Here is a 25,087-nt window from a genome sequence, read left to right as displayed (position 1 = left end):
AGGCTGACAGCACCCAGTCCTTTTCTTCTTGCGCAGCTCCGGAGACAACGGTGCAATTCCACGATTCGATGATCAGCCTCGTCGGCAACACCCCGCTGGTGAGGCTCAACAACGTCACCGCCGGAATCCAGGCGACGGTCCTGGCCAAGGTCGAGTACTTCAACCCCGGCGGCAGCGTGAAGGACCGCATCGCCCTGCGCATGATCGAGGCGGCCGAGCAGTCCGGCGCCCTCCAGCCCGGCGGCACCATCGTCGAGCCGACCAGCGGCAACACCGGCGTCGGTCTCGCCATCGTGGCCCAGCAGAAGGGCTACAAGTGCATCTTCGTGTGCCCGGACAAGGTCTCCACGGACAAGATCAACGTCCTGCGGGCCTACGGCGCCGAGGTGGTCGTCTGCCCGACCGCCGTCGACCCCGAGCACCCGGACTCGTACTACAACGTCTCCGACCGCCTGGTCCGCGAGACGCCCGGCGCCTGGAAGCCCGACCAGTACTCCAACCCGCACAACCCGCTCTCCCACTACCACTCCACCGGGCCGGAGCTGTGGGAGCAGACCGAGGGCAAGATCACCCACTTCGTGGCGGGCGTCGGCACCGGCGGCACCATCTCCGGCACCGGCCGCTACCTCAAGGAGGTCAGCGAGGGCCGGGTGCAGGTCATCGGCGCCGACCCGGAGGGCTCGGTCTACTCCGGCGGCTCCGGGCGGCCGTACCTCGTCGAGGGCGTCGGCGAGGACTTCTGGCCGACCGCCTACGACCGGACCGTGGCCGACGAGATCGTGCCCGTCTCCGACAAGGACTCCTTCCAGATGACCCGCCGCCTCGCCAAGGAGGAGGGCCTGCTCGTCGGCGGCTCCTGCGGGATGGCGGTCGTCGGCGCCCTGGAGGTCGCCAAGCGGCTCGGGCCCGACGACGTGGTCGTGGTGCTGCTCCCGGACAGCGGGCGCGGCTACCTCAGCAAGATCTTCAACGACGAGTGGATGGCCGACTACGGCTTCCTGGAGGACCTCGGCCCCTCCGCCCGGGTCGGCGACGTGCTGCGCGACAAGTCCGAGGGGATGCCCTCCCTCGTCCACATGCACCCCGAGGAGACCGTCGGCGAGGCCATCGAGGTGCTGCGCGAGTACGGCGTCTCGCAGATGCCGATCGTCAAGCCCGGCGCCGGGCACCCCGATGTGATGGCCGCCGAGGTCGTCGGCTCCGTCGTCGAACGCGAGCTGCTCGACGCGCTCTTCGCCCAGCGCGCCTCCCTCGGCGAACCGCTGGAGAAGCACATGTCCCCGCCGCTGCCGCAGGTCGGCTCCGGCGAACCGGTCGCCGACCTGATGGCCGTGCTCGGCAAGGCCGACGCCGCCATCGTGCTCGTCGAGGGCAAGCCCACCGGCGTCGTCAGCCGCCAGGACCTGCTCTCCTTCCTCGCCAAGGGCCAGCAGAGCCGCTGAGCCCCGGGATCCGCCCGGCGGCCCGGCCCGTGTGACGCGCGTCCACCTGCGCTTCGCCCCGCGGCCGCCGGGAGTTCCCCGACTTCGCGGAAGTGGTACGAGGGCGTCACGTCCGCGCAGCACCGGCTTAACACAGGGCAGGCAGATTAGAGGGCGTCGGCAGGGAAGAGCGGGATCGGCTCCCCGCTCCTCCACCGCCGGCACCACGCGGCACCAAGGACCTCCGGAGCGGCTCCCGGACCTCTTTGGTCGCCCGGACGCGCAGCGCCGGCCCTGACCCGGCCACGCGTCCCCCGCGGGGACCGCCGTCGTCCCGCCCCTGATTGCTGGGGGTGCGGCGGTCCCCGCCTTATACCCCCCCAGCAATCAGGGGCCTTCTTGCGCCTAAACCGGCGCCGCTCTCGCGTAGGTGGCTGGGGTTTGTGGGGGTTGCTCAATTGATGGTGGCGGTTCGTGGGAGTGGGGATTCCCGGGGGCCGCTTTTCTGTGTGGGCGGGTGCGGGTGGGTGGGGTTCCTGGGGCGGGTGGTGGTGTGGGGGGTGGTGGTTCGGGGCTGGGGGTTCTGGTCAGGTGGCTGGATGTCGACCTTGACGTGTGCATGGTCGGGGTTGAAGTGTGATCGACACGCGTAGAGAAGCGGCTGCCGCAGGCCATGCTTCGCCGGGGGTGCGCGCAGGTCTCCTGTGTGCGTGACCGGCGGGGTTCCGTCGATTTCACGAGGACAGTCATGCAGCGAACCGCCCGAGCACTTCTCCCGCTCGCCTTCAGTACCGCCCTGATCGCCCCGCTCGCCCTCGCACAGGGGGCCAGTGCCGCTCCGGCGGAGCAGCACGCGGCCGGGCAGCAGGGCGTGCGTGCGCAGAGCGGGGCCGAGGACGCCGCCGCGTACAGCAGGACCACCACGATCAACCGGGCCAAGAAGTGGCTGACCGCCAACGGCGGCCACCAGGTGCCGTACAGCCAGACGAAGACCTGGGGCGGCTACCGGACCGACTGCTCCGGGTACGTGAGCATGGCGCTCTCGCTCGGCAAGCCGGGGCCCAACACGGTGGGCCTGGCGACGAGTACGTACACCAAGAAGATCAAGATGGCGTCCCTGAAGAAGGGCGATCTGATCATCGACAAGACCGGTGGCTCCACCGCCCGGCATGTGGTGATCTTCGTCAAGTGGTCCAGCAGTGCGCACAAGTCCTACAAGGCCTATGAGCAGCGCGGCGGCCACGGCACCGACTACCGGACGCTGAGCTACGGCGTCGGCTCCGACCAGTACGACGCCTACCGGCCGAAGAAGTACGGCTGAGCGGGCAACTGCCGTACGTACGGGCCCTGTTGTCCGGCGTGAGGGGCGAGGGGCGATCACCCGCGGGGGGTCGCCCCTCGCCCGGTCCGGATTCCGGGGAGTGGCCGAATATCAACCTTGACGTGTACGCGCCAAAGCAGCCACGGTGGTCAACACGCGTAGACAAGCGGCTGCCGCAAGGCCATCGCTTCGCCGGGGGTACGCAGGACTTCTCTGTGTCCCGGGCGGGGCAAACCCGACCCCCACGAGGACAGTCATGAAGCGAACTGCCCGAGTTCTCCTCCCGCTCGCTTTCAGCACCGCGCTGGTCGCCCCACTCGGCCTCGCGCACGCCGCCACCGCGGCCCCGGCCGTCGCGCAGCACCAGCAGACGGTCCACCAGAAGAGCGGCGAGAAGACCACCGCCGCGTACAGCCGGGACACCACCATCAACCGGGCCAAGACCTGGCTGACCGCCAACAACGGCTCGCAGGTGCCCTACAGCCAGACCGCGACCTGGGACGGCTACCGCACCGACTGCTCCGGCTACGTGAGCATGGCGCTCTCGCTCGGCGGGCCCGGCCCGAACACGGTGGGCCTGGCCTCCAGCACGTACACCACGAAGATCAACATGTCGCAGCTGCAGAAGGGCGACCTGATCATCGACGCGAACGGCAGCTCCACCACCCGGCACGTCGTCATCTTCGTGAAGTGGAACGACAGCGCCCACACCTCCTACGAGGCCTACGAGCAGCGGGGCGGCCACGGCACCGACCACCGCAACCTGAGCTACGGCGTCGGCTCCGACGAGTACGACCCCTACCGGCCGAAGGTCTACGGCTGAGCGCGGCAGGCATCCGCGGAGAGAGACCCGCCGCCCCGGAGGAGGATGACCTCCGGGCAGACGGTGAAAGGCCGGGCCGCCCCCGTGGCGGCCCGGCCCGTCCGCGTCCGGGGCCGATCCGGTCCCCCCTCCGGACGGCCCGGTCCCTCCGGACGGCCCGGTCCCTCCGGACGGCTCGGTTCTTCCGAACGGTCCGGTCCTGTCCGCCGGTTCAGTCCTCCCAGTCCGAGGAGTCCCGGCGGGAGTCCCCGGAGGAGTCCGCGCCGCGGCGGGCCAGGCGGCCCCAGCCGCGCCTGGCGTGCACCGCGTTCACGCCGACGATCCCGGCCCAGGTGACCAGGAGCCCCGGCAGGTCGGCGTTGACCGCGCCGATGGCGGAGAGCGGGATGGCCAGGATCATCGTGACCATGCCGAAGCCGAAGCGCTCGCCCCAGGAGTCCCCGGAGTGCTCCTGCGGCCGTGAGCCGCGGGCCACCACCATCTGCTGCTGGGCGAGCTGCCGCCGTACCTGGCGGTCGACCGTGCTGGTCACCTGCTGCTCGACCTTCTCCAGGAAGGAGTCGATCAGCGCGGACTCGTACTCCTCGCCGAGGTCCCTGCGTGCGTGCAGGGTGGCGTCGAGTTCCTTCTTGAGGTCGGCGTCGTGGGCTTCCATAGCGCCTTACGGTACGGAGTGCGGGAGCGCCCGGCAGTGGGGCTAGCCCCCCTCTTGATGCGGGGCCGGGCCCCCGGTCCGGGGCCCCGCCTTGCCGCCCTGCATACTTTCATGCAGAGTTTTCGGAACGTGAATAGGGCGCCGTGCGGGCGGCGCCGCGGCGGGGCGCGAGTCCTCGCCGGCCGGGGAGGCAGCGGATGAACGACAGTCCTGGCGCACGGCTCCAGCGGCTCTTCGAGGGGCACCGGCTGACCCCGACCCAGCGCCGTATCGCGCACTGCATGGTGCGCAGCCCCGCCGACGCGCCCTTCCTGTCCAGCGTGGAACTGGCCGAGCTGGCCGGGGTGAGCCAGCCCTCGGTCACCCGGTTCGCGGTCGCCCTCGGCTTCGACGGCTATCCGGCGCTGCGCCGGGCGCTGCGGGAGATGGCCCCCTCCGACGGCGCCGCCGCGGGCGCGGCCGAGGAGGCGGGCGGCAACGAGTACCAGCAGGCCGTGCTCGCCGAGATCGAGAACCTGCGCCGGCTCGCCGCGGCCCTCGCCGATCCCGCGCCGGTGGCCGAGGCGGGGCGGCTGCTCGCCGCCTCCCGGCCGCTGCCGGTGCTCGGGCTGCGCGCGGCCGCCGCCCAGGCCTACGGCTTCGCGTACTTCGCGGCGAAGGTGCACCCCGACATCCGGCTGCTGCACGAGGGCGGCACCATGCTCCAGGACCGGATCGACGCGGCGGCGCGGGCGGGCGCCTCGGCGCTGCTCTGCTTCGCGCTGCCGCGCCATCCGCGCGAGGTGGTGGACGCGCTCCGGCAGGCCCGCGCGGCCGGGCTCACGGTGGTGACCGTCGCCGACAGCGCCTTCGCGCCCGTCGCCGGGCTCTCCGACCTGCTGCTGCCCGCCGCCGTCGGCACCGGCCTCGCCTTCGACACGGCCTGTGCGCCGATGCTGCTCGGCCGGGTCCTCCTGGAGGCCATGTGCGATGTGCTGCCCGAGGCGCAGGCGCGGTTGGAGGAGTTCGACGCGCGGGCGGCGGAGCGCGGGCTGTTCGTGGAGTAGCCCGCGCCTCCGGGGCCCCCGGCCCGGGCCTGCACCTGCCGCGCGCGCCCGCGCTTGCCGCCTACCGCGCCTGCCGGGCCCGTGCCTGCCCTGCCCCCGCCTACCGCGTCCGCGTCTCCCGCGCCCCCGTCTGCCGGCCCCCGCTCACTCCTCCGCCACCAGTGCGTCCCGCAGCGCGCCGCCGGACTCGGCGACGATCTCCTCGGTCCGCTGGCCCTCGCGCACCAGCGCGAAGCGCACCTCGCTCGCCGGGTCCGCCGTGGTGGTGAAGCCGTAGATCGGCGGCCGGGCAAGGGAGTTGTACGCGTAGTGGTGGGCGAAGTAGTAGGCGCCGGTGTCCAGGGCGGCGGCGAAGTCCCCGGGGGCGAGCAGCGGCAGCGGCCGGTCCCGGGCGAGCAGGTCCCCCGCGAAGCAGGCGGGACCGGCGACGTCCTGGGCCACCTCGGGCCCGGACTTGGGGCGCCCCGCGCTGTCGTAGGCGGCGATCCGCAGCGGCCAGGACTCGGGGGCGTAGACCGTGCGGGCCGCGATCTGGGCGCCCGCGTGGGTCACCGCGATGGGGCGGCCCCCGGAGCTCTTGGTGTACTCGACGCGGGCGAGCGCGGTGCCGTGCTTGGCGAGCAGGGAGCGCCCGAACTCGGTGACCAGTCCGTAGCCGCCGCCGAAGAGCACCGGGACCTCGCGGCGCAGCAGCCGGGCGTACGTGGCGAAGTCGGGGGTGCGCTCGTCGGAGGCGAAGTTGACCGGGAGTCCGCCGCCGATGTCCAGGGTGTCGATCTGGCGGCGGCCCGCCTTCTCGTTGATCTCCTCGGCGAGCGCGGCGGTCGCGGCGAGCCCGGCGGCGAGCCGGTCGAGCGGGATGCCCTGGGAGCCGGAGTGGGTGTGCAGCCGGGTCAGCCAGGGGCGGTCGAGGAAGGCGCGCACCAGCCAGTCCCGGGCGCCTTCGTCGCGCAGCGCCACCCCGAACTTGGAGGTGGCGGTCGCGGTGGACAGCGCCTCGATGCTGCCGCCGCCGACCTGCGGGTTGACGCGGACGCCGAGCGGCGAGCGGGGCGGCGCACCGGCCACCAGCTCGTCCAGGCGGGCGAGTTCCTGCGGGTTGTCGGCGTTGACGGCGATGCCGAGGTCCAGGGCCTCGCGCAGTTCGCCGCGAGTCTTGGCGGGGGAGTCCAGCACCGTCCGCCCGGGCTCGATCCCGGCCGCCCGGGCGAGGGCGAGTTCGCCGGGGCTCGCCACCTCGGCGCCGATGCCCTCCGCGCACAGCAGCCGCAGCACCGGCACCAGCGGGGCCGCCTTCACCGCGAAGGCGTGCAGGACCGGGGTGCCCGGCGCGGTCACCTCCGCGAAGGCGGCGGTCAGGGCGCGGGCGTCCTCGCGGATCCCGGTCACATCGAGGAGCCCGACCACGGGCGCGGCCTCCCCGGCGAGGGAGACCTCGACGGCGGAACGCACCGCCTTGTCGCGCCGGAGGGTCAGGGCGGGCAGGTCGGTGGCCGCGGCGGTGCGCGGGGCGCTGTCGCTCATACGGTCAGCCAATCACGGCGGTCCGCCGGGCGTCGCGGCCCGTTCCGGTCCCTGGACGCCGACCGCCCCGGGGCGGGCCCGGACGCGCGGCGAGGAGGCCGTATTGACTGAATGTATTCAGCACCCCAGGATGTGAATATCTGAGGCAACAGTCCGCGAGGAGGCACCCCATGTCAGGACCCCGGCCGGTGAGCGCACCACGAGGTACGGAGCTGAACGCCCTGGGCTGGCAGCAGGAGGCCGCCCTGCGGATGCTGCAGAACAACCTCGACCCCGAGGTGGCCGAGCACCCCGACAAGCTGGTGGTCTACGGCGGCACCGGCAAGGCGGCCCGCGACTGGCGCTCCTTCGACGCGATGGTGCGCACCCTGAAGACCCTCAAGCAGGACGAGACCATGCTGGTCCAGTCCGGCCGCCCGGTCGGCGTGATGCAGACCCACGAGTGGGCGCCCCGGGTGCTGCTCGCCAACTCCAACCTGGTCGGCGACTGGGCGAACTGGGAGGAGTTCCGGCGCCTGGAGCAGCTGGGCCTGACCATGTACGGGCAGATGACCGCGGGCTCCTGGATCTACATCGGCACCCAGGGCATCCTCCAGGGCACCTACGAGACCTTCGCCGCCGTCGCCGCCAAGCTGCACGCGAGCGGCCGGGGCGGCGCCGACGGCTCGCTCGCCGGGACCATCACGCTCACCGCCGGGCTCGGCGGCATGGGCGGCGCCCAGCCGCTCGCCGTCACCATGAACGGCGGCGTGGTCATCTGCATCGACTGCGACCCGCGCGCCATCGAGCGCCGCATCGGGCACCGCTACCTCGACGTCAGGGCGGACTCCCTGGAGCACGCCCTGACGCTCGCCACCGAGGCCCGCGACGCCCGCCGCCCGCTCTCCATCGGACTGCTCGGCAACGCGGCCGAGCTGCTGCCGCGGATGCTCGCCGAGGGCGCCCCGATCGACATCGTCACCGACCAGACCAGCGCCCACGACCCGCTCTCCTACCTCCCGGTCGGCATCGACTTCGCGGACATGGCCGCCTACGCCGCCGAGAAGCCCGCCGACTTCACCACCCGGGCCCGGGAGTCGATGGCCCGGCACGTGGAGGCGATGGTCGGCTTCATGGACGCGGGCGCCGAGGTCTTCGACTACGGCAACTCCATCCGGGGCGAGGCCCGACTGCACGGCTACCAGCGGGCGTTCGACTTCCCCGGCTTCGTCCCCGCCTATATCCGGCCGCTGTTCTGCGAGGGCAAGGGCCCCTTCCGCTGGGCGGCGCTCTCCGGCGACCCCAAGGACATCGCGGCCACCGACAAGGCCATCCTCGACCTCTTCCCGGAGAACGAGTCGCTGGCCCGCTGGATCAGGCTGGCCGGGGAGCGCGTCCACTTCCAGGGCCTGCCCGCGCGGATCTGCTGGCTCGGCTACGGGGAGCGCGAGCGGGCCGGCGAGCGCTTCAACTCCATGGTGGCGAGCGGGGAGTTGAGTGCCCCGCTGGCGATCGGCCGGGACCACCTGGACTGCGGCTCGGTGGCCTCCCCCTACCGGGAGACCGAGTCGATGCGCGACGGCTCCGACGCCATCGCCGACTGGCCGCTGCTCAACGCCATGGTCAACGTCGCCTCCGGGGCCTCCTGGGTCTCGCTGCACCACGGCGGCGGCGTCGGCATGGGCCGCTCGATCCACGCCGGGCAGGTCTCGGTCGCCGACGGCACGGAGCTGGCGGGCGAGAAGCTGCACCGGGTGCTCACCAACGACCCGGGCATGGGCGTGATCCGGCACGTCGACGCGGGCTACGAGGAGGCCGAGGCGGTCGCCGAGGCCAAGGACGTCCGCATCCCGATGAAGGAATCCGAGTGAACGAGCCGTCCGAACAGGCCTCTGCGGCAGGGGAGTTCACCCCCTCGGTGACCCCGCCCTCCTTCCACGCGATGTGGCGGGAGCTGGCGGTCATCGGCCGCGAGGACTCCACCGGCGGCTACCGCCGCCACGCCTGGACACCCGCCGACGCCGACTGCCGCGACTGGTTCCGCGCGCAGGCGCTCGCCCGCGGCCTCGACCACCGGGTGGACCGCAACGGCAACCAGTGGGCCTGGCTGGGCGATCCGGCCGAGGGGGACGCGGTCGTCACCGGCTCGCACCTCGACTCGGTGCCGGACGGCGGCGCCTTCGACGGCCCGCTCGGCGTGGTCTCCGCCTTCGCCGCCCTCGATCAACTCCGTGACAGGCAGGCCCGGTTCACCCGGCCGGTGGGCCTGGTCAACTTCGGCGACGAGGAGGGCGCGCGCTTCGGCCTGGCCTGTGTGGGCTCCCGGCTCGCCGCCGGGCGGCTCGGCCGCGAGCAGGCCTTCGCCCTGCGGGACCAGGACGGCATCGCGCTGCCCACGGCCATGGAGCGGGCCGGATACGACCCCGAGGCCATCGGCGCCGACCCCGAACTCCTCGGCCGTATCGGCGCGTTCGTGGAACTGCACATCGAGCAGGGCCGGGCGCTCGCGCTGCCGGAGAGCGGCGGCGCGCGGGTCGGCCTCGCCTCCGCGATCTGGCCGCACGGCCGCTGGCGCTTCGACTTCCGCGGCGAGGCCAACCACGCGGGCACCACCCGCCTCGCCGACCGCCGCGACCCGATGCTCTCCTACGCCGAGACCGTGCTCGCCGCCCGCCGGGAGGCCGAACTCGCCGGTGCCGTCGCCACGTTCGGGAAGATCGCGGTCGAGCCGAACGGCGTCAACGCCATCCCCTCCCTGGTCCGCGGCTGGCTCGACTCCCGCGCCGCCGACCAGCGGACCCTGGACACCGTCGTCACCGGCATCCAGGAGGCCGCCGAGCAGTACGCCACCCGCCACGGGATCCGACTCGACGTCGTCCGCGAGTCGTTCACCCCCGTGGTCGAATTCGGCGACGCGCTGCGCGAGGAACTCGCCCGTATCCTCGGCGACCGGGGGGAGCCGGTGCCCGTCCTCGGCACCGGCGCCGGGCACGACGCCGGAATCCTCTCCGAGTCGGTGCCCACCGCCATGCTCTTCGTCCGCAATCCGACCGGTGTCTCGCACTCCCCGGCGGAGTGGGCCGAGGAGGACGACTGCCTGGCGGGAGTGGCCGCCCTCGCCGACGTACTGGAAGGTCTCGCCTGCGCATGAGCCACGAGCACGCCGGAGGTTCCGGTCGACTCCCTTCCCCGCCGCCTGAGTTCACCTACTGGCTGGAGCACGCCTGGCTCGGCACCCATGTCGAGCCCGAGGTGTGCGTGGAGGTCACCGGCGGCCGGATCACCGGGGTGCGCCGCCAGGTGCCGGTGCCGCCGCGCGGGTCGCACGTACTGCGCGGGCTCACCCTGCCGGGCCTGGCCAACGCGCACTCGCACGCCTTCCACCGGGCGCTGCGCGGCACCGTCCAGGTCGGCACCGGCACCTTCTGGACCTGGCGCGAGACGATGTACTCGGTGGCCGACCGGCTCACCCCCGAGTCGTACTTCCGGCTCGCCCGCGCCGTCTACGCGGAGATGGCGCTCGCCGGGGTCACCGCGGTGGGGGAGTTCCACTATCTCCACCACGCCCCCGGCGGGAGCCCCTACCAGGACCCCAACGCCATGGGCGAGGCGCTGATCGCCGCCGCCCGCGAGGCCGGGATCCGGATCACCCTGCTCGACACCGCCTATCTCGCGGCCGGTTTCGGCGAGGCCCCCGACCACCACCAGTCGCGCTTCTCCGACGGCACCGCCGAGGCCTGGGCCGAGCGGGCCAGCCTGCTCGCGGACACCGTGAAGCCCTCCGAGCACACCCTGATCGGCGCGGCCGTGCACTCCGTACGGGCCGTGCCCGCCGGGCAGTTGGCCACCGTCGCCGACTGGGCCCGCGCGCGGTCCGTACCGCTGCACGTCCACCTCTCCGAGCAGCGGGCCGAGAACGAGGCCTGCCTCGCCGCGCACGGCGTCACCCCCGCCCGCCTCCTCGCCGACCACGGCGTGCTCGGCCCCGGCACCACCGCCGTGCACAGCACCCACCTCACCGAGGAGGACATCGCCCTGCTCGGCGGCTCCGGCACCGGCACCTGCATGTGCCCCACCACCGAACGCGACCTCGCCGACGGCATCGGCCCCGCGCCCCGGCTCCAGGCCGCGGGCAGCCCGCTCAGCCTCGGCAGCGACAGCCACGCCGTCATCGACCTCTTCGAGGAGGCGCGCGCCATGGAGCTGGACGAGCGCCTGCGCAGCCGCACCCGGGGCCACTGGACCGCCGCGGCCCTGCTGCGCGCGGCGAGCCCCGACGGGCACGCCGCCCTCGGCCGCCCCGACGCGGGCGCCATCGAGCGGGGCGCCCTCGCCGACCTCACCACCGTCGCCCTCGACTCGGTGCGCACCGCGGGCTCGATCCCCCGCCTCGGCGCGGAGACCGCCGTCTTCGCGGCCACCGCCGCCGACGTACGGCATGTCGTGGTCGGCGGCCGCCACCTGGTACGGGACGGGGCGCACTGCCGGATCCCGGACGTACCGGCGGCGCTGGCGGAGGCCGTGGAGCTGCTGCGCGGCTGACCGCGGCCCCGCCCGCGGGAGGCGGCGGCGGGGACGGACACGGCAGGACGGGAAGAGACACGGCAGGACGGGAAGAGCGGACAGCGATTCGGCGGGCCCCGGCCCGGCACGGAAACCCGGGCCCGGGCCCGGCAGGAAGACACGGGGCCCGGGCCCGGCAGGAGAACGCGGGGCCCCGGCCCGGCAGAAGAGCGCGGGCCCCGGCCCGGCAGGAAACAGGAATCCGGCAGGAAAGCGGAGGAACGCGATGGGCAGCACCGTCCTCACCGGCATCGGCAGCCTGGTCACCAACGACCCCGCACTCGGCGAGGGCCCGCTCGGCCTGCTCACCGGGGCGGCCCTGGTCCTCGACGGGGAGCGGATCGCCTGGGCGGGACCGGCCGACCGGGCCCCGGCCGCGGACGAGGCGCACGACCTCGGCGGGCGGGCGGTCATTCCCGGCTTCGTCGACTCGCACTCGCATCTGGTGTTCGCCGGGGACCGTACGGCGGAGTTCAACGCCCGTATGTCCGGCCGGAGTTACTCGGCAGGCGGCATCCGCACCACGGTCGCCGCCACCCGGGCGGCGAGCGACACCGCGCTCGCCGGGAACCTCGCCCGCCATCTGCGCGAGGCGCTGGCCCAGGGCACCACGACCTTCGAGACCAAGTCCGGCTACGGGCTCAGCGTCGAGCAGGAGGCGCGCGCCCTGCGCCTGGCCGCCGAGCAGACCGAGGAGGTCACCTTCCTCGGCGCGCACATCGTGCCCCCCGAGTTCGCCGAGGACCCGGCGGGCTATGTCGCCCTGGTCACCGGCGAGATGCTCACGGCCTGCGCCCCGTACGCCCGCTGGGTGGACGTCTTCTGCGAGCGCGGCGCCTTCGACGGCGAGCAGGCGCGGGCGATCCTCACCGCCGGGATGGCGGCGGGCCTGACCCCCCGGGTGCACGCCAACCAGCTCTCCTACGGGCCCGGGGTCCAGCTCGCCGTGGAGCTCGGCGCGGCCAGCGCGGACCACTGCACCCACCTGACCGACGCCGATGTGGACGCCCTCGCGCAGGGGAGCACGGTGGCCACCCTGCTGCCGGGCGCGGAGTTCTCCACCCGGGCCGAGTGGCCGGACGCCCGCCGCCTGCTGGACGCGGGCGCCACCGTCGCGCTGTCCACGGACTGCAACCCGGGCTCCTCGTACACCTCCTCGATGCCCTTCTGCCTGGCGCTCGCGGTGCGCGACATGGGGATGACCCCGGACGAGGCGCTCTGGTCGGCGACCGCGGGCGGGGCCGCCGCGCTGCGCCGGACCGACATCGGCCGGCTGGCCCCGGGCGCCCGCGCGGACCTCGCCGTCCTGGACGCGCCGAGCCATGTGCACCTGGTGTACCGGCCGGGGGTGCCGCTGGTCTCCGAGGTGTGGCGCCGGGGCGTGCCGGTCGCCTGAGGGCCGCGGGCGTACGCGAAGAAGCCCGTCTCCGGGGGAGACGGGCTTCCACTGCCAGATGCCGTGGTGCTCTGTGCCGGGGCCGCGGGTGGCCGCGAGCCTGTCCGGTGGGCCTTCGTCGGGGGCGAGGGTCCGCGGGGCAGGCCCGCCGGTCACTCCTCGACCGTCAGCCCCTTGCGGAGCCGGCCCAGGGTGCGGGTGAGCAGGCGGGAGACGTGCATCTGCGAGATGCCCAGCTCCTCGCCGATCTCCGACTGGGTCATATTGGCGACGAAGCGCAGCGAGAGGATCTTCCGGTCGCGCGGCGGGAGTTCGGCGATCAGCGGCTTCAGGGACTCGATGTACTCGATGCCCTCCAGGCCGTGGTCCTCGTAGCCGATCCGGTCCGCGAGCGCGCCCTCGGAGTCGTCCTCCTCGGGCTGGGCGTCGAGTGAGCTGGCCGTGTAGGCGTTGGAGGCGGCCATGCCCTCGACGACCTCGTCCCTGCTCAGGTCGAGGCGCTCGGCGAGTTCCGCCACGGTGGGCGCGCGGTCGAGCTTCTGGGCGAGTTCGTCGCCGGCCTTGGCCAGGTCCAGGCGCAGCTCCTGGAGCCGCCGCGGCACGCGGACGGACCAGCTGGTGTCCCGGAAGAAGCGCTTGATCTCACCGACGATGGTGGGCATCGCGAAGGTCGGGAACTCGACCCCGCGGCTCAGCTCGAAGCGGTCGATCGCCTTGATCAGGCCGATGGTGCCGACCTGGATGATGTCCTCCATCGGCTCGCTGCGCGAGCGGAACCGGGAGGCGGCGAACTTCACCAGGGCGAGGTTCAGTTCGACCAGGGTGTTGCGTACGTACGCGTACTCGTGGGTGCCTTCTTCGAGCGAACCGAGACGGTCGAAGAGCGTCTTGGACAGAGCCCGCGCGTCCGCCGGTCCCACCTCGTCGAACGGGGGGATCTCGGGGAGGTCGAGGTCGTCCGCGGCCTCTGCGGGCGCGGGCAGCTCGGCGCGGAGTTCCGGCGGATGTGCCGACGTCGCCTGGTCGGTATGCGATTCGTCGAGCCGGGGTGACATGGTGTCCTCCATGATTCTCGGCATCTGGCTGCCGAAGCCTTTGCGTGCACTGCGGAGTGCGGCGCCTCCATAGCCGGCCGTGTCGGTCAGGTGTCCTTATAAGCCCTACCCGTTTTTCCGGTGGACTTGCAAGTGCATTTCCTTGTGAATTGTCCGCTTTGAACCGGTTGTTCGGGTGTTGGAAGGCGCCCGGAGGGCGGTAGTGTGCGGGGGCGTCAATCCACATCCACGACTGTCGGAAGAGAGAGACACCGCATGGACCGCGGGACGGTCGGCAGCGCGAACCGGGGCCGGCTTCTTGTCGAGGTACGGGAAGAGAGCGGCACCGCCGTCATCACCCCGGCAGGTGAGCTCGACCACCACACCGCCGATCTGCTGCGCGAGCCGCTGGAGGCCAGCATCGACCGGGGCCTCACGCGCCTCGTGGTCGACTGCACCCGCCTGGAGTTCTGCGACTCCACCGGGCTCAACGTCCTGCTCGGCGCCCGCCTCAAGGCGGAGGAGGCCGGCGGCGCCGTCCACCTCGCGGGCATGCTCCCCGTGGTCGCCAGGGTCTTCGAGATCACCGGCGCCGAGGCCGTCTTCACCCTGCACGACAGCCTCGCCGAGGCGCTCGCGTCCACCGGCTGAAGCACCGGACCAGGAGACTTTCGCCTCCTTGTTCACTGTGTGACCGGCACGTTACGAGCGTCACACGGCCCGCTTTCGAATACGTGGGTGTTCTCACGGAACGACCGGGCAGAAGACCCCCTGGATCAGACAACAGGCACAGCGGCAAGCACTGCCACGACTGGTGAATCGGTGAGGTGAAGCGCTGATGAGCACCACCCGGCCCTTCCCGCCGGGCGAGCGGGGCCCCCAGGCGGGCCCCGGCGCTCCCGCGAACGGCGAAGGCGCGGCCTTGGCCCCCGTCACCGAGCGGCAGGTGCGTGCCCTGGACTTCGAAGGGGCGAGCGGCATCGTCCCGCTCGCCCGCGACTTCACCCGTGAGGCCCTGTACGACTGGGGCTGGCTGCCCGCCTCCGGAGCCGACCGCAGGGCCGCCGCCGAGGACGTCCTGCTGGTCGTCTCCGAGCTCGTCACCAACGCCTGCCTGCACGCGGGCGGCCCCGAGCGGATGTGGATCTCCAGCGAGGGCAAGGTGCTGCGGATCGAGGTCCGCGACAAGGGCGCGGGCGAGCCCGCCCCCCGCACCCCGCACCGTGCGGGCCGCCCCGGCGGGCACGGCATGTTCATCGTGCAGCGCCTCTGCCTGGACTGGGGGATCGTCCGCACGCCGAGCCTCGCCGGCAAGACGGTCTGGGCCGAACTGGGCGCCCCCGCTTAGCAGTTCACCCCCTGGCGGTTCACCCTCACCCCCACCTGGCCACCTGGCTTCCGCCCTCGTCGGCATCCGTCCGTACGGGGGCGTCCTGCTGCCCGCTCCCGCCCGGCCGCGTACGTACCGGGGAGGCCGCCGCGTACCGGGAAGCCGCCCGGACCGGCGGCGAGGGCCGCCCCGCCTGGTGCGGCGGGACGGCCCTCGGTGGCCGCGGGGTGCGCGGTGGTGTCAGTGGACCTCGCCCATGTGGGCGCGCACCTGCTTGCGGTACATGTACACCGCGAAGGCGGCGAGCAGCGCGAGGCCGGCCTCCAGGGCCACCACGCCCGACTTGTTGAGGTCGACCCCGGCGATGGAGAGCAGCCCGGTGGCGCAGTCGCCCGCGGTGACCGCGAGGAACCAGACGCCCATCATCTGGGAGGCGTACTTGGCCGGGGCCATCTTGGTGGTGACCGAGAGGCCGACCGGGGAGAGGCACAGCTCACCGACGGTCTGGATCAGGTAGATGCCGACCAGCCACATCGGGCTGACCTTGGTGCCGTCCGAGGAGGCCGCGAGCGGCAGCAGGAAGAGCACGAAGGACAGGCCCACCAGGCCGAGGCCGGCGGAGAACTTCACCACCGTGCTCGGCTCCTTGGCCTTGCGGGCCAGGTAGAGCCAGAGCCAGGCGACGAGCGGGGCCAGCGCCATGATCATGACCGGGTTGACCGACTGGAACCAGGAGACCGGGAAGTCGAAGCCGAGGATCACGGTGTTGGTCTTCGACTCGGCGAAGATCGACAGGGTCGAGCCGCCCTGGTCGTAGATCATCCAGAAGATGGCCGCGGCGACGAAGAACCAGATGTAGCCGTTCATCTTCGACTGCTCTTCGCCGGACAGGTCCTTGTCCCGCTTGATCCGGGCCAGCACCCCGATCGGGATGAGCAGACCGGCCAGGGTGATCGGGACCAGCGCCCAGTTCAGGGTGTAGAGGTCGGTGGCGACCACGACCGCGTAGAAGACGGCGGTCAGCGCGACGGTGATCAGCGTCTTGCGGATCACCGAGCTGCGCTCCTGCTCGGAGAGCGGCTTGGGCACCTCGCTGGAGCGGGCGTCCAGGTGGCGGGTGCCGAGCAGGAACTGGGCGAGGCCGAGCGCCATGCCGAGCGCGGCGAGGGCGAAGCCGAAGTGCCAGTTGACCTTCTCGCCGACGGTGCCGATGATCAGCGGCGCACCGAAGGCACCGACGTTGATGCCGATGTAGAAGACGGTGAAGCCGCCGTCCCGGCGCGGGTCCTCGGGGCCGTCGTAGAGGTGGCCGACCATGGTGGAGACATTGGCCTTGAGCAGGCCCGAGCCGATCGCGACGAGCGCGAGACCGCCGAAGAAGGCGCCCTCACCGGGGATGGCCAGCGTCAGGTGGCCGAGCACCACGATCGAGGCGGAGATGACGACCGTCTTGCGCGGGCCCCAGACCCGGTCGCCGAACCAGCCGCCCGGCATCGCGAGCAGATAGACCATCGCCAGGTAGATGGAGTAGATCGCGGTGGCGGTGGCGGCGGTCATCGCCAGGCCGCCCTCCTGCGCGCCCTTGCCCGCCGCCGGGCCGCCCGCGATCAGGTAGAGGGGGAGCAGGGCTTTCATGCCGTAGAAGCTGAAGCGCTCCCACATCTCCGTCATGAAGAGCGTGGCCAGTCCGCGGGGATGGCCGAAGAAGGTTTTTCCGGAGCCCGGGGTGCCGGCTCGTGCGGAGTCCTTCGTCTGGCTGGGCGCCATGTCGATCCTCTGGTTTCGGGACGCGCTGCGAGAGCGGGTGCGCGCCCGGTGGGGGGCGGCCGGTTCACCGGGCGTGCCGCCCCGCGTCGAGGGGTGAGGGCGGCGGTCCCGGGATCCACGCCCGGCGCATCACGGCGCCGTGGCCCGGCCACAGATTCTTGTTGACTTGTCGAAAGGCTGGATCATCCCGACCCGCGCACAAAAGAGACCCTTGGCACAGATAACGGGCCAAAGGTCCTCAAGCAGTGCGACAAGCTGCGGCCACGATACGGCACGACATGGGCCGCTATGGAAGGACTTGAGAGATGGATCACAGGTGACTGTGGAACCACATACCCAGATTCGAAGGTTCATCACAGGTTCTCATCGCCAAGCCGCAGGGCCGAACGCGCAGGCCCCGCAGGGCGGCGATCACCCCGCGAGCCCGGCGGCCCGCGGTCTACCATCACTCCATGACCCGTGTACTGCTCGCCGAGGACGACGCGTCCATCTCGGAACCGCTGGCCCGCGCCCTGCGCCGGGAGGGTTACGAGGTGGAGGTGCGCGAGGACGGCCCCGCGGCGGTCGACGCCGGAATGCAGGGCGGTGTCGACCTGGTCGTGCTCGACCTCGGACTGCCCGGCATGGACGGCCTCGAAGTCGCCCGCAGGCTGCGCGCCGAGGGCCACACCGTGCCGATCCTGATCCTCACCGCGCGCGCCGACGAGGTGGACACCGTCGTCGGCCTCGACGCGGGCGCCGACGACTACGTCACCAAGCCCTTCCGGCTCGCCGAACTCCTCGCCCGGGTACGGGCCCTGCTGCGCCGCGGCTCCGCCGAACCCCAGCAGCCGCCCGCCACCCACGGGGTGCGCATCGACGTCGAATCGCACCGCGCCTGGATGGGCGAGGAGGAACTCCAGCTCACCGCCAAGGAGTTCGACCTGCTGCGGGTGCTCGTACGGGACGCGGGCCGGGTCGTCACCCGGGACCAGCTGATGCGCGAGGTCTGGGACACCACCTGGTGGTCCTCCACCAAGACCCTCGACATGCACATCTCCTGGCTGCGCAAGAAGCTCGGCGACGACGCCGCCAACCCCCGCTACATCGCCACCGTGCGGGGTGTCGGCTTCCGCTTCGAGAAGAGCTGACGAAGCCTCCTCCTCATGCGCCGCCGCCTGATCAACTCCACCCTCGCCGTCGTGCTCGTGGTCATCGCCGTGTTCGGGGTCTCCCTGGTGATCGTCGAGACCCGCACCATCACCAGCAGCGCCCAGGACCGGGTGGACTCCGAGGCGGTGCGCCTGGTGAGCATCGTCGACAGCAGGCTGCTCGGCAAGGAGAACATCAGCGCCGACATCCTGCGCGAACAGGTCGAGCCGGGCCGCCACGCCGTGGTGGAGATCCCCGGCCGCGAGCCGATCCGGATCGGGGACCGCCTCGGCGGCGAGGTCATCGAGTCCAGCGCCCGCGGCGAACAGGGCGAGCGGGTCACCGTCCAGGACTCCCGCTCCTCGGTCACCCGCGAGGTCGGCCGCACCCTGCTGATCATCGCCGCCGTCGCCCTGCTCGCCGTGATCGCCGCCGTCCTGCTCGCGGTACGCCAGGCCAACCGGCTCGGCTCCCCGCTCACCGACCTCGCCGAGACCGCCGAACGCCTCGGCTCCGGCGACCCGCGGCCGCGGCACAAGCGCTACGGGGTGCCCGAACTCGACCGGGTCGCCGACGTCCTCGACGGCTCCGCCGAGCGCATCGCCCGGATGCTCACCGCCGAACGCCGGCTCGCCGCCGACGCCTCCCACCAGCTGCGCACCCCGCTCACCGCGCTGTCGATGCGCCTGGAGGAGATCACCGTCACCGAGGACCTGGACACGGTGAAGGAGGAGGCCTCCATCGCGCTCACCCAGGTCGAGCGGCTCACCGACGTGGTGGAGCGGTTGCTCACCAACGCTCGCGACCCGCGCACCGGTTCGGCCGTCTCCTTCGACCTGGACGAGGTCATCAAGCAGCAGCTGGAGGAGTGGCGCCCGGCCTACCGGGGCGTCGGCCGCGCCATCGTCAGCTCCGGCAAGCACGGGCTGCGGGCGGTGGGCACCCCCGGCGCGGTCGCCCAGGTGCTCGCCGCGCTGATCGAGAACTCGCTGATGCACGGCGGCGGCACCGTCGCGCTGCGCACCCGGGTCACCGGCAACCAGGTCGTCGTCGAGATCACCGACGAGGGCACCGGCGTCCCCGGCGACCTCGGCGCCCGCATCTTCGAGCGCACCATCAGCGGCCGCAACTCCACCGGCATCGGCCTCGCGGTCGCCCGGGACCTCGCCGAGGCGGACGGCGGCCGCCTCGAAATGCTCCAGAGCCGCCCGCCGGTCTTCGGCCTCTTCCTCTCCCGTACGCCGAAGAAGGGCGGGGAAGCGCTCCTCGGCGAGCCGGGCGGGCCCGGAGCCCCCGGCGAGGACGGACCGCCCGCCCCGGTGCGCTGAGCCGCGCCGGGCGCGCCGCGTGGCGGGGCACCCGGGGCCTTCGCCCGCGCCGGGCGGCCGGGTTCAGCGGATCCGGGGCCCCGCGGGCTCCCGCTGCTCCGCCTCCAGGAAGGACTCGGCGCGGGCCACGGTCTCGCGGGCGGGCAGCGCGCGGAAGACCCAGGTGCGGTACGACCAGAAGCGGAAGAGGGTGGCGACGCCGATGCCGAGGAACTTGAAGATGTTGCTCTGCAGTGGGCTGTCCCAGCCGAAGCCGTAGGTCGCGGTGTAGAGGACGCCGTTCTCGATGACCAGGCCCACCGCGCTGAACAGCAGGAAGAGGGTCAGCTCCTTGGTCCGGCCACTCTTGTCGCGGTCACGGTAGGTGAAGTACCGGAAGCCCAGGTAGTTGAAGACGATCGCGACCACGGTGGCGATCACACTGGCCCGGACCACCTGGAGATCGGTGACCTGCCGGACCAGGTTGAAGACCAGCAGGTTCACCAGGAGACCGGCCCCGCCCACCGCCCCGAACTTCGCCAGCTCGCCGGTCAGTTGCCGCAGGCGCCGCCGCAGCGGGTGGTACGCGGGACCGTGGTGCTCCATGGGCGGCGTGCCCCCGTCTGTCGGAAATCCGGAGTGTCGTTTCGCAAAAGCTCGACCCGACCATGCTAACCACGCGGCGGGACATGTGCCTCGGGGCTTTCTGCGCCCGGTGGCAGGGCTGTGACGCAGCCGCCCGCGCGCACCGCTCCGGCCTGCGGTGGTCACCCTGCGTAGGCGAAACCCCGTCGAAGAGTGGCCGGAACGGTGCGCGGCCGGGCACCCGCGCGCGGCCGATACCCTGGGTTCGTGACATTCCCGGTAATCGGCATGGTCGGCGGGGGACAGCTCGCCCGTATGACCCACGAGGCGGGCATCCCCCTCGGCATCAGGTTCAGGCTCCTCAGCGACACCCCGCAGGACTCCGCGGCGCAGGTCGCCGGTGACGTCGTCGTCGGCGACTACCGCGATCTGGAGACGCTGCGCGCCTTCGCGCACGGCTGCGATGTGATCACCTTCGACCACGAGCACGTCCCGACGGAGCACCTGCGCGCCCTGGAGGCGGACGGCATCCCGGTCCGCCCGGGCCCCGAGGCCCTGGTGCACGCCCAGGACAAGGGCGTGATGCGGGCCAGGCTCACCGAGATCGGCGCCCCCTGCCCGCGCCACCGCATCGTCGCCGACCCGGCCGATGTCGCCGCCTTCGCGGCCGAGCTGGCCGCCGAGGACGGGGGCGAGGGCTTCCCGCTCGTCCTGAAGACGGTCCGGGGCGGCTACGACGGCAAGGGCGTGTGGATCGTCCGCTCCGCCGAGGAGGCCGCCGAGCCCTTCCGCGCGGGCGTCCCCGTCCTCGCCGAGGAGAAGGTCGACTTCGTACGGGAGCTGGCCGCCAACGTGGTCCGCTCCCCGCACGGCCAGGCGGTCGCCTACCCGGTCGTGGAGTCCCAGCAGGTCGACGGCGTCTGCGACACCGTGATCGCCCCCGCGCCCGGACTGGACGAAGAGCTCGCCCTCGGCGCGAGCGAGCTGGCGCTGCGCATCGCCGCCGAACTCGGCGTCGTCGGCCATCTCGCCGTCGAGCTCTTCGAGGTCCGCGCGGCCGACGGCACCCCCCGGGTGCTCGTCAACGAGCTGGCCATGCGCCCGCACAACTCCGGCCACTGGACCCAGGACGGCGCTGTCACCTCGCAGTTCGCCAACCATGTACGCGCCGTCCTCGACCTGCCGCTCGGCGACCCCCGCCCGCGCGCCCGCTGGACCGTGATGGGCAACGTCCTCGGCGGCGACTACCCCGACATGTACACCGCGTACCTGCACTGCATGGCCCGCGACCCCCAGCTGAAGATCCACATGTACGGGAAGGACGTGAAACCCGGCCGCAAGGTCGGCCACGTCAACACCTACGGCGACGACCTGGACGACGTCCTCGCACGCGCCCGCCACGCCGCCGGCTACCTCCGAGGGACCATCCAGGAATGACCGCACCGTCCGCCCCCGGCAGCCCCGCCGAGGACAGCCCGCTCATCGGCATCGTCATGGGCTCCGACTCCGACTGGCCCGTGATGGAGGCCGCCGCCAAGGCCCTCGACGAGTTCGAGATCCCCTACGAGGTCGACGTGGTCTCCGCGCACCGCATGCCGCGCGAGATGATCGCCTACGGCGAGGGGGCCGCGGCCCGCGGGCTCAAGGCCGTCGTCGCGGGCGCGGGCGGCGCCGCCCACCTGCCCGGCATGCTCGCCTCGGTGACCACGCTGCCGGTGATCGGCGTGCCCGTACCGCTGAAGTACCTGGACGGCATGGACTCGCTGCTCTCCATCGTGCAGATGCCCGCCGGGGTCCCGGTCGCCACCGTCTCGGTCGGCGGGGCCCGCAACGCCGGACTGCTCGCGGTGCGCCTGCTCGCCGCCCACGACGAGGAACTCGCCGCCCGGATGCGGGAGTTCCAGCAGGAGCTGAACGACCAGGCCACCGAGAAGGGCAAGCGGCTGCGCGCCAAGGCGGGCGGCCAGGGCTCCGGCTTCGGCTTCGGCGGCGGGAACTGAGGGGAGTCTTACGTCCATGACCTCCCCCAGCTCCGGCACCTCGGCTTCTGCTGCTTCCCCGGCCCCCTCGGCCGCCTCGCTCGGCGAAGCCCGCGCGCTGCTCCGTGAGTTCCCGGTGGCCGACGGCCACAACGACCTGCCCTGGGCGCTGCGCCAGCAGGTCCGCTACGACCTCGGCGCCCGCGACATCGCCACCGACCAGCGGCCCCATCTGCACACCGACCTCGCCCGGCTCGGCGAGGGCGGCGTCGGCGCCCAGTTCTGGTCGGTCTACGTCCGCAGCGACCTCAGCGGCGACGCGGCCGTCAGCGCCACCCTCGAACAGATCGACTGCGTCGAGCAGTTGACCGCCCGCTACGAGGCGGACCTCAGGCGCGCCCGCAGCGCCGCCGACATGGAGAGCGCCCGGTCCGAGGGCCGGATCGCCTCCCTGATGGGCGCCGAGGGCGGGCACTCCATCAACAACTCGCTCGCCACCCTGCGCGCCCTGTACGCGCTCGGCGTGCGCTATATGACCCTCACCCACAACGACAACATCGACTGGGCCGACTCCGCCACCGACGAGGTCGGCGTGGGCGGCCTGACCGCCTTCGGCCGCGCGGTGGTCCGCGAGATGAACCGCAGCGGCATGCTGGTCGACCTCTCGCACGTGGCGGCGAGCACCATGCGCGACGCCCTGGACGCCTCCGCGGCCCCGGTGATCTTCAGCCACTCCTCCTCCCGCGCGGTCTGCGACCACCCGCGCAACATCCCCGACGACGTACTGGAGCGGCTGCCCGCCAACGGCGGCGTGGCGATGGCCACCTTCGTGCCCAAGTTCGTCCTCCAGGAGGCGGTCGACTGGACCCGCAGGGCCGAGGGCCATCTGGAGGCGAGCGGCTTCCACGCCCTCGACCACACCCCCGAGGCGATGAAGGTGCTGGCCGCCTTCGAGGAGGCCGACCCGCGCCCGGTCGCCACCGCCGCCACCGTCGCCGACCACCTCGACCACATGCGCGAGGTGGCGGGCATCGACCACCTCGGCATCGGCGGCGACTACGACGGCACCGCCTACACCCCGCGGGGCCTGGACGACGTCGCGGGCTACCCGAACCTCATCGCCGAACTCCTCGACCGCGGCTGGTCCCGCCCCGACCTCGCCAAGCTGACCTGGCAGAACACGGTACGGGTGCTGGGCGCCGCCGAGGACGTGGCGGCCGACCTCCAGTCCCGTACGGGGGTCTCGAACGCCACGATCGAGGAACTCGACGGGGCGGGCGGGGCGGCCGGGGAGGGCTGAGTCCTGCCGGCACGGCCGTGGTCGGCCGCCCGGCGACGGGCCGACGGACGGGCGGGCCGATGACCAAGGGGCCGCATCGCTTCGGCGGTGCGGCCCCTTCGGGTGTCCCGGCTGGTGTGCTCCGGCGGCGGTGCCGGGCGGCCGGAGCGGGTGCTCGGGCCGCCGGGCCTCGGGCCGCTTCAGCCGCCGTGCCGCCTCAGCTGCCGTGCCGCCTCAGCCGCCCCGGCGCCTCAGGCCGCCGGGCGGCCCATCGCCCGGTACGTCCAGCCCGCCGCGCGCCACAGGGCCGGGTCCAGGGCGTTGCGGCCGTCGAGGAGGACCCGGGAGGCGGTGGCGCCGCCCAGCTCGGCCGGGTCCAGCTCGCGGAACTCCCGCCACTCGGTGAGGTGCAGGACGACATCGGCGCCGCGTACCGCCTCCAGGGCGCTGTCCGCGTAGCCGAGGGTGGGGAAGAGGCGGCGGGCGTTGTCCATGCCCTTGGGGTCGTAGACGGTGACCTGGCCGCCCTGGAGGTGGATCTGGCCCGCGACGTTCAGGGCGGGCGAGTCGCGGACGTCGTCCGAGTCAGGCTTGAAGGCGGCGCCGAGCACGCCGACCCGCTTGCCGAGGAAGGTCCCGCCGACCGCCTCCCGGGCCATCTCGACCATCGCGCCCCGGCGGCGCATGTTGATCGAGTCGATCTCGCGCAGGAAGGTGAGGGCCTGGTCGGCGCCGAGTTCGCCCGCGCGGGCCATGAAGGCGCGGATGTCCTTGGGCAGGCAGCCGCCGCCGAAGCCGATGCCCGCGCGCAGGAACTTCGACCCGATGCGCTCGTCGTGCCCGATGGCCTCGGCCAGCTTGGCGACATCGCCGCCCCCGGCCTCGCAGACCTCCGCCATCGCGTTGATGAAGGAGATCTTGGTGGCCAGGAAGGAGTTGGCGGAGGTCTTCACCAACTCGGCGGTCGGGAAGTCGGTGACCACGAAGGGGGTGCCCTCGGCCAGCGGCTTCGCGTACACCTCGCGCAGCAGGCGCTCGGCGCGCTCGCTGCCGACCCCGGCCACGATCCGGTCCGGGTGCAGGGTGTCCTGGACGGCGAAGCCCTCGCGCAGGAACTCCGGGTTCCAGGCCAGCTCCGCCTCGGCGCCCGCGGGGGCCAGCTCCGCGATCCGGGCGGCGATCCGCTCGGCGCTGCCGACCGGCACGGTGGACTTGCCGACCACCAGGCAGGGCCGGGTCAGATGCTTGGCCAGCGACTCCATGGCGGAGTCCACGTAGCTCATGTCGCAGGCGTACTCGCCGTGCTTCTGCGGGGTGTTCACGCAGACGAAGTGCACATCGCCGAACTCCGCGACCTCGGCGAAGTCCATGGTGAAGCGCAGCCGCCCCGAGGAGCCCTCGATCCCCGCGACATGCGCCCGCAGCAGTTCCGCGAGTCCCGGCTCGTACATCGGGACCTCGCCCCGCCCGAGCATGTCGATCTTCTCGGGCACCACGTCGAGGCCGAGGACCTCGAAGCCGAGTTCCGCCATGGCCGCGGCGTGCGTGGCGCCGAGATAGCCGGTGCCGATCACGGTGATCTTGAGGGCCATGCGGTTACTCCAGTGCTCCGTCGAGGGGCGGTTCCCGTACCCGTCCGGTACGCCGTTCCGTACGCGGTCGAGCGCGCGCAAAGAGCATAGTCCGGAGCCCGGAGGCTGTGTTTCCGCGCTGTCGGCAACCTCACGTACCGCCCGGGAGGACGGGGCCGTAAAATTGGGTTACTTGACGGTAACTGGCATTTTGCGACATGGAGAGTGAGAGCCTTGGCGGGCAACGCAGCTTTTGATCTGTACCGGCCGTCGGAGGAGCACGAGATGCTCCGGGAGACGGTGCGCGCGCTCGCCGAGGCGAAGATCGCGCCGTTCGCCGCGCAGGTGGACGAGGAGGGCCGCTTCCCCCAGGAGG

At 72.6% G+C, this 25,087-nt stretch carries 22 protein-coding genes; 16 read left to right on the top strand and 6 right to left on the bottom strand.

Annotated features, from left to right (window positions below):
- Positions 1–50: 50 nt before the first annotated feature.
- The 3 genes from HFV08_RS27935 to HFV08_RS27925 all read left to right on the top strand — a co-directional run bounded on the left by HFV08_RS27935 (position 51) and on the right by HFV08_RS27925 (position 3,565).
- Positions 51–1,442: a cystathionine beta-synthase gene (locus HFV08_RS27935; RefSeq protein ID WP_040249493.1), complete on the top strand. Its 1,392-nt coding sequence runs from the start codon at positions 51–53 to the stop codon at positions 1,440–1,442.
- Between the two features lie 727 nt (positions 1,443–2,169).
- The gene (locus HFV08_RS27930) at positions 2,170–2,742 is read left to right on the top strand and encodes an NlpC/P60 family protein (protein WP_168543237.1); all 573 of its coding nucleotides are present in this window, start codon (positions 2,170–2,172) and stop codon (positions 2,740–2,742) included.
- Between the two features lie 256 nt (positions 2,743–2,998).
- Complete coding sequence (locus tag HFV08_RS27925; protein ID WP_168543236.1) at positions 2,999–3,565, top strand: NlpC/P60 family protein; 567 nt, start codon at positions 2,999–3,001, stop codon at positions 3,563–3,565.
- Positions 3,566–3,776: 211 nt separating this feature from the next.
- On the opposite strand, the gene HFV08_RS27920 is transcribed toward HFV08_RS27925, so the two are convergent.
- Positions 3,777–4,220, bottom strand: a complete 444-nt coding sequence (locus tag HFV08_RS27920; RefSeq protein ID WP_246342132.1) for a hypothetical protein — start codon at positions 4,218–4,220, stop codon at positions 3,777–3,779.
- Positions 4,221–4,417: 197 nt separating this feature from the next.
- Here HFV08_RS27920 and HFV08_RS27915 point away from each other — a divergent pair, with 197 nt between their 5' ends.
- A complete protein-coding gene (locus HFV08_RS27915; protein ID WP_168543235.1) occupies positions 4,418–5,266 on the top strand; it encodes a MurR/RpiR family transcriptional regulator in 849 nt (282 codons plus the stop codon).
- Between the two features lie 144 nt (positions 5,267–5,410).
- Here HFV08_RS27915 and HFV08_RS27910 read toward each other — a convergent pair whose 3' ends face one another.
- The gene (locus HFV08_RS27910; protein WP_168543234.1) at positions 5,411–6,790 is read right to left on the bottom strand and encodes a type III PLP-dependent enzyme domain-containing protein; all 1,380 of its coding nucleotides are present in this window, start codon (positions 6,788–6,790) and stop codon (positions 5,411–5,413) included.
- 170 nt (positions 6,791–6,960) lie between these two features.
- Here HFV08_RS27910 and hutU point away from each other — a divergent pair, with 170 nt between their 5' ends.
- The 4 genes from hutU (at position 6,961) to hutI (ending at position 12,728) form a co-directional block, all read left to right on the top strand.
- Positions 6,961–8,640, top strand: a complete 1,680-nt coding sequence (gene hutU, locus HFV08_RS27905; RefSeq protein WP_168543233.1) for a urocanate hydratase — start codon at positions 6,961–6,963, stop codon at positions 8,638–8,640.
- Between the two features lie 71 nt (positions 8,641–8,711).
- Positions 8,712–9,920 (top strand): allantoate amidohydrolase, encoded by a 1,209-nt coding sequence (locus tag HFV08_RS27900; protein WP_168543281.1) that lies wholly within the window; start codon positions 8,712–8,714, stop codon positions 9,918–9,920.
- Positions 9,917–11,311: a formimidoylglutamate deiminase gene (locus HFV08_RS27895; RefSeq protein WP_168543232.1), complete on the top strand. Its 1,395-nt coding sequence runs from the start codon at positions 9,917–9,919 to the stop codon at positions 11,309–11,311. The genes HFV08_RS27900 and HFV08_RS27895 overlap by 4 nt, the downstream gene beginning before the upstream one ends.
- Before the next feature lie 247 nt (positions 11,312–11,558).
- Positions 11,559–12,728 (top strand): imidazolonepropionase, encoded by a 1,170-nt coding sequence (gene hutI, locus HFV08_RS27890; RefSeq protein WP_168543231.1) that lies wholly within the window; start codon positions 11,559–11,561, stop codon positions 12,726–12,728.
- A gap of 152 nt (positions 12,729–12,880) precedes the next feature.
- On the opposite strand, the gene HFV08_RS27885 is transcribed toward hutI, so the two are convergent.
- Positions 12,881–13,783, bottom strand: coding sequence for an RNA polymerase sigma factor SigF (locus HFV08_RS27885; protein ID WP_168543280.1), 903 nt, complete (start codon positions 13,781–13,783; stop codon positions 12,881–12,883).
- Positions 13,784–14,038: 255 nt separating this feature from the next.
- Between HFV08_RS27885 and HFV08_RS27880 the strand changes: the two genes are divergently transcribed.
- Positions 14,039–14,413 (top strand): STAS domain-containing protein, encoded by a 375-nt coding sequence (locus tag HFV08_RS27880; protein ID WP_168543230.1) that lies wholly within the window; start codon positions 14,039–14,041, stop codon positions 14,411–14,413.
- A gap of 187 nt (positions 14,414–14,600) precedes the next feature.
- Entirely contained in the window at positions 14,601–15,110 is a 510-nt protein-coding gene (locus HFV08_RS27875) for an ATP-binding protein (protein ID WP_168543229.1), read from the top strand.
- A 222-nt stretch (positions 15,111–15,332) separates the two neighbouring features.
- Here HFV08_RS27875 and HFV08_RS27870 read toward each other — a convergent pair whose 3' ends face one another.
- Entirely contained in the window at positions 15,333–16,859 is a 1,527-nt protein-coding gene (locus HFV08_RS27870) for a peptide MFS transporter (protein ID WP_168543228.1), read from the bottom strand.
- A 452-nt stretch (positions 16,860–17,311) separates the two neighbouring features.
- Between HFV08_RS27870 and HFV08_RS27865 the strand changes: the two genes are divergently transcribed.
- Positions 17,312–17,989: a response regulator transcription factor gene (locus HFV08_RS27865; RefSeq protein ID WP_040249465.1), complete on the top strand. Its 678-nt coding sequence runs from the start codon at positions 17,312–17,314 to the stop codon at positions 17,987–17,989.
- Between the two features lie 15 nt (positions 17,990–18,004).
- Entirely contained in the window at positions 18,005–19,318 is a 1,314-nt protein-coding gene (locus HFV08_RS27860; RefSeq protein WP_168543227.1) for a sensor histidine kinase, read from the top strand.
- Positions 19,319–19,381: 63 nt separating this feature from the next.
- On the opposite strand, the gene HFV08_RS27855 is transcribed toward HFV08_RS27860, so the two are convergent.
- Positions 19,382–19,903 carry a GtrA family protein gene (locus tag HFV08_RS27855; RefSeq protein WP_168543226.1) on the bottom strand — a complete coding sequence of 174 codons (522 nt, stop codon included), beginning with the start codon at positions 19,901–19,903 and terminating at the stop codon, positions 19,382–19,384.
- Positions 19,904–20,149: 246 nt separating this feature from the next.
- On the opposite strand from HFV08_RS27855, the gene HFV08_RS27850 reads away from it, so the two are divergent.
- Genes HFV08_RS27850 through HFV08_RS27840 form a run of 3 tightly spaced genes read left to right on the top strand, consistent with a single transcriptional unit; the run spans position 20,150 to position 23,161 of the window.
- The gene (locus HFV08_RS27850; protein WP_376770742.1) at positions 20,150–21,319 is read left to right on the top strand and encodes a 5-(carboxyamino)imidazole ribonucleotide synthase; all 1,170 of its coding nucleotides are present in this window, start codon (positions 20,150–20,152) and stop codon (positions 21,317–21,319) included.
- Positions 21,316–21,882 carry a 5-(carboxyamino)imidazole ribonucleotide mutase gene (gene purE, locus HFV08_RS27845; protein ID WP_210430884.1) on the top strand — a complete coding sequence of 189 codons (567 nt, stop codon included), beginning with the start codon at positions 21,316–21,318 and terminating at the stop codon, positions 21,880–21,882. Before HFV08_RS27850 ends, purE begins: the two co-directional genes overlap by 4 nt.
- 16 nt (positions 21,883–21,898) lie before the next feature.
- On the top strand, positions 21,899–23,161 hold the full coding sequence (locus tag HFV08_RS27840; RefSeq protein WP_168543224.1) for a dipeptidase: 1,263 nt from the start codon (positions 21,899–21,901) through the stop codon (positions 23,159–23,161).
- Between the two features lie 230 nt (positions 23,162–23,391).
- On the opposite strand, the gene HFV08_RS27835 is transcribed toward HFV08_RS27840, so the two are convergent.
- Positions 23,392–24,732: a UDP-glucose dehydrogenase family protein gene (locus HFV08_RS27835; protein WP_168543223.1), complete on the bottom strand. Its 1,341-nt coding sequence runs from the start codon at positions 24,730–24,732 to the stop codon at positions 23,392–23,394.
- A 213-nt stretch (positions 24,733–24,945) separates the two neighbouring features.
- Between HFV08_RS27835 and HFV08_RS27830 the strand changes: the two genes are divergently transcribed.
- A partial coding sequence (locus HFV08_RS27830) for an acyl-CoA dehydrogenase family protein (RefSeq protein ID WP_168543222.1) occupies positions 24,946–25,087 on the top strand: 142 nt, incomplete at its 3' end.

The organism is Streptomyces physcomitrii, from assembly GCF_012273655.1.
In the GTDB taxonomy this organism is placed as follows: domain Bacteria; phylum Actinomycetota; class Actinomycetes; order Streptomycetales; family Streptomycetaceae; genus Streptomyces; species Streptomyces physcomitrii.
Note: the sequence above shows the minus strand (reverse complement) of the source record. Positions and strands in the feature narration are given on the sequence as shown.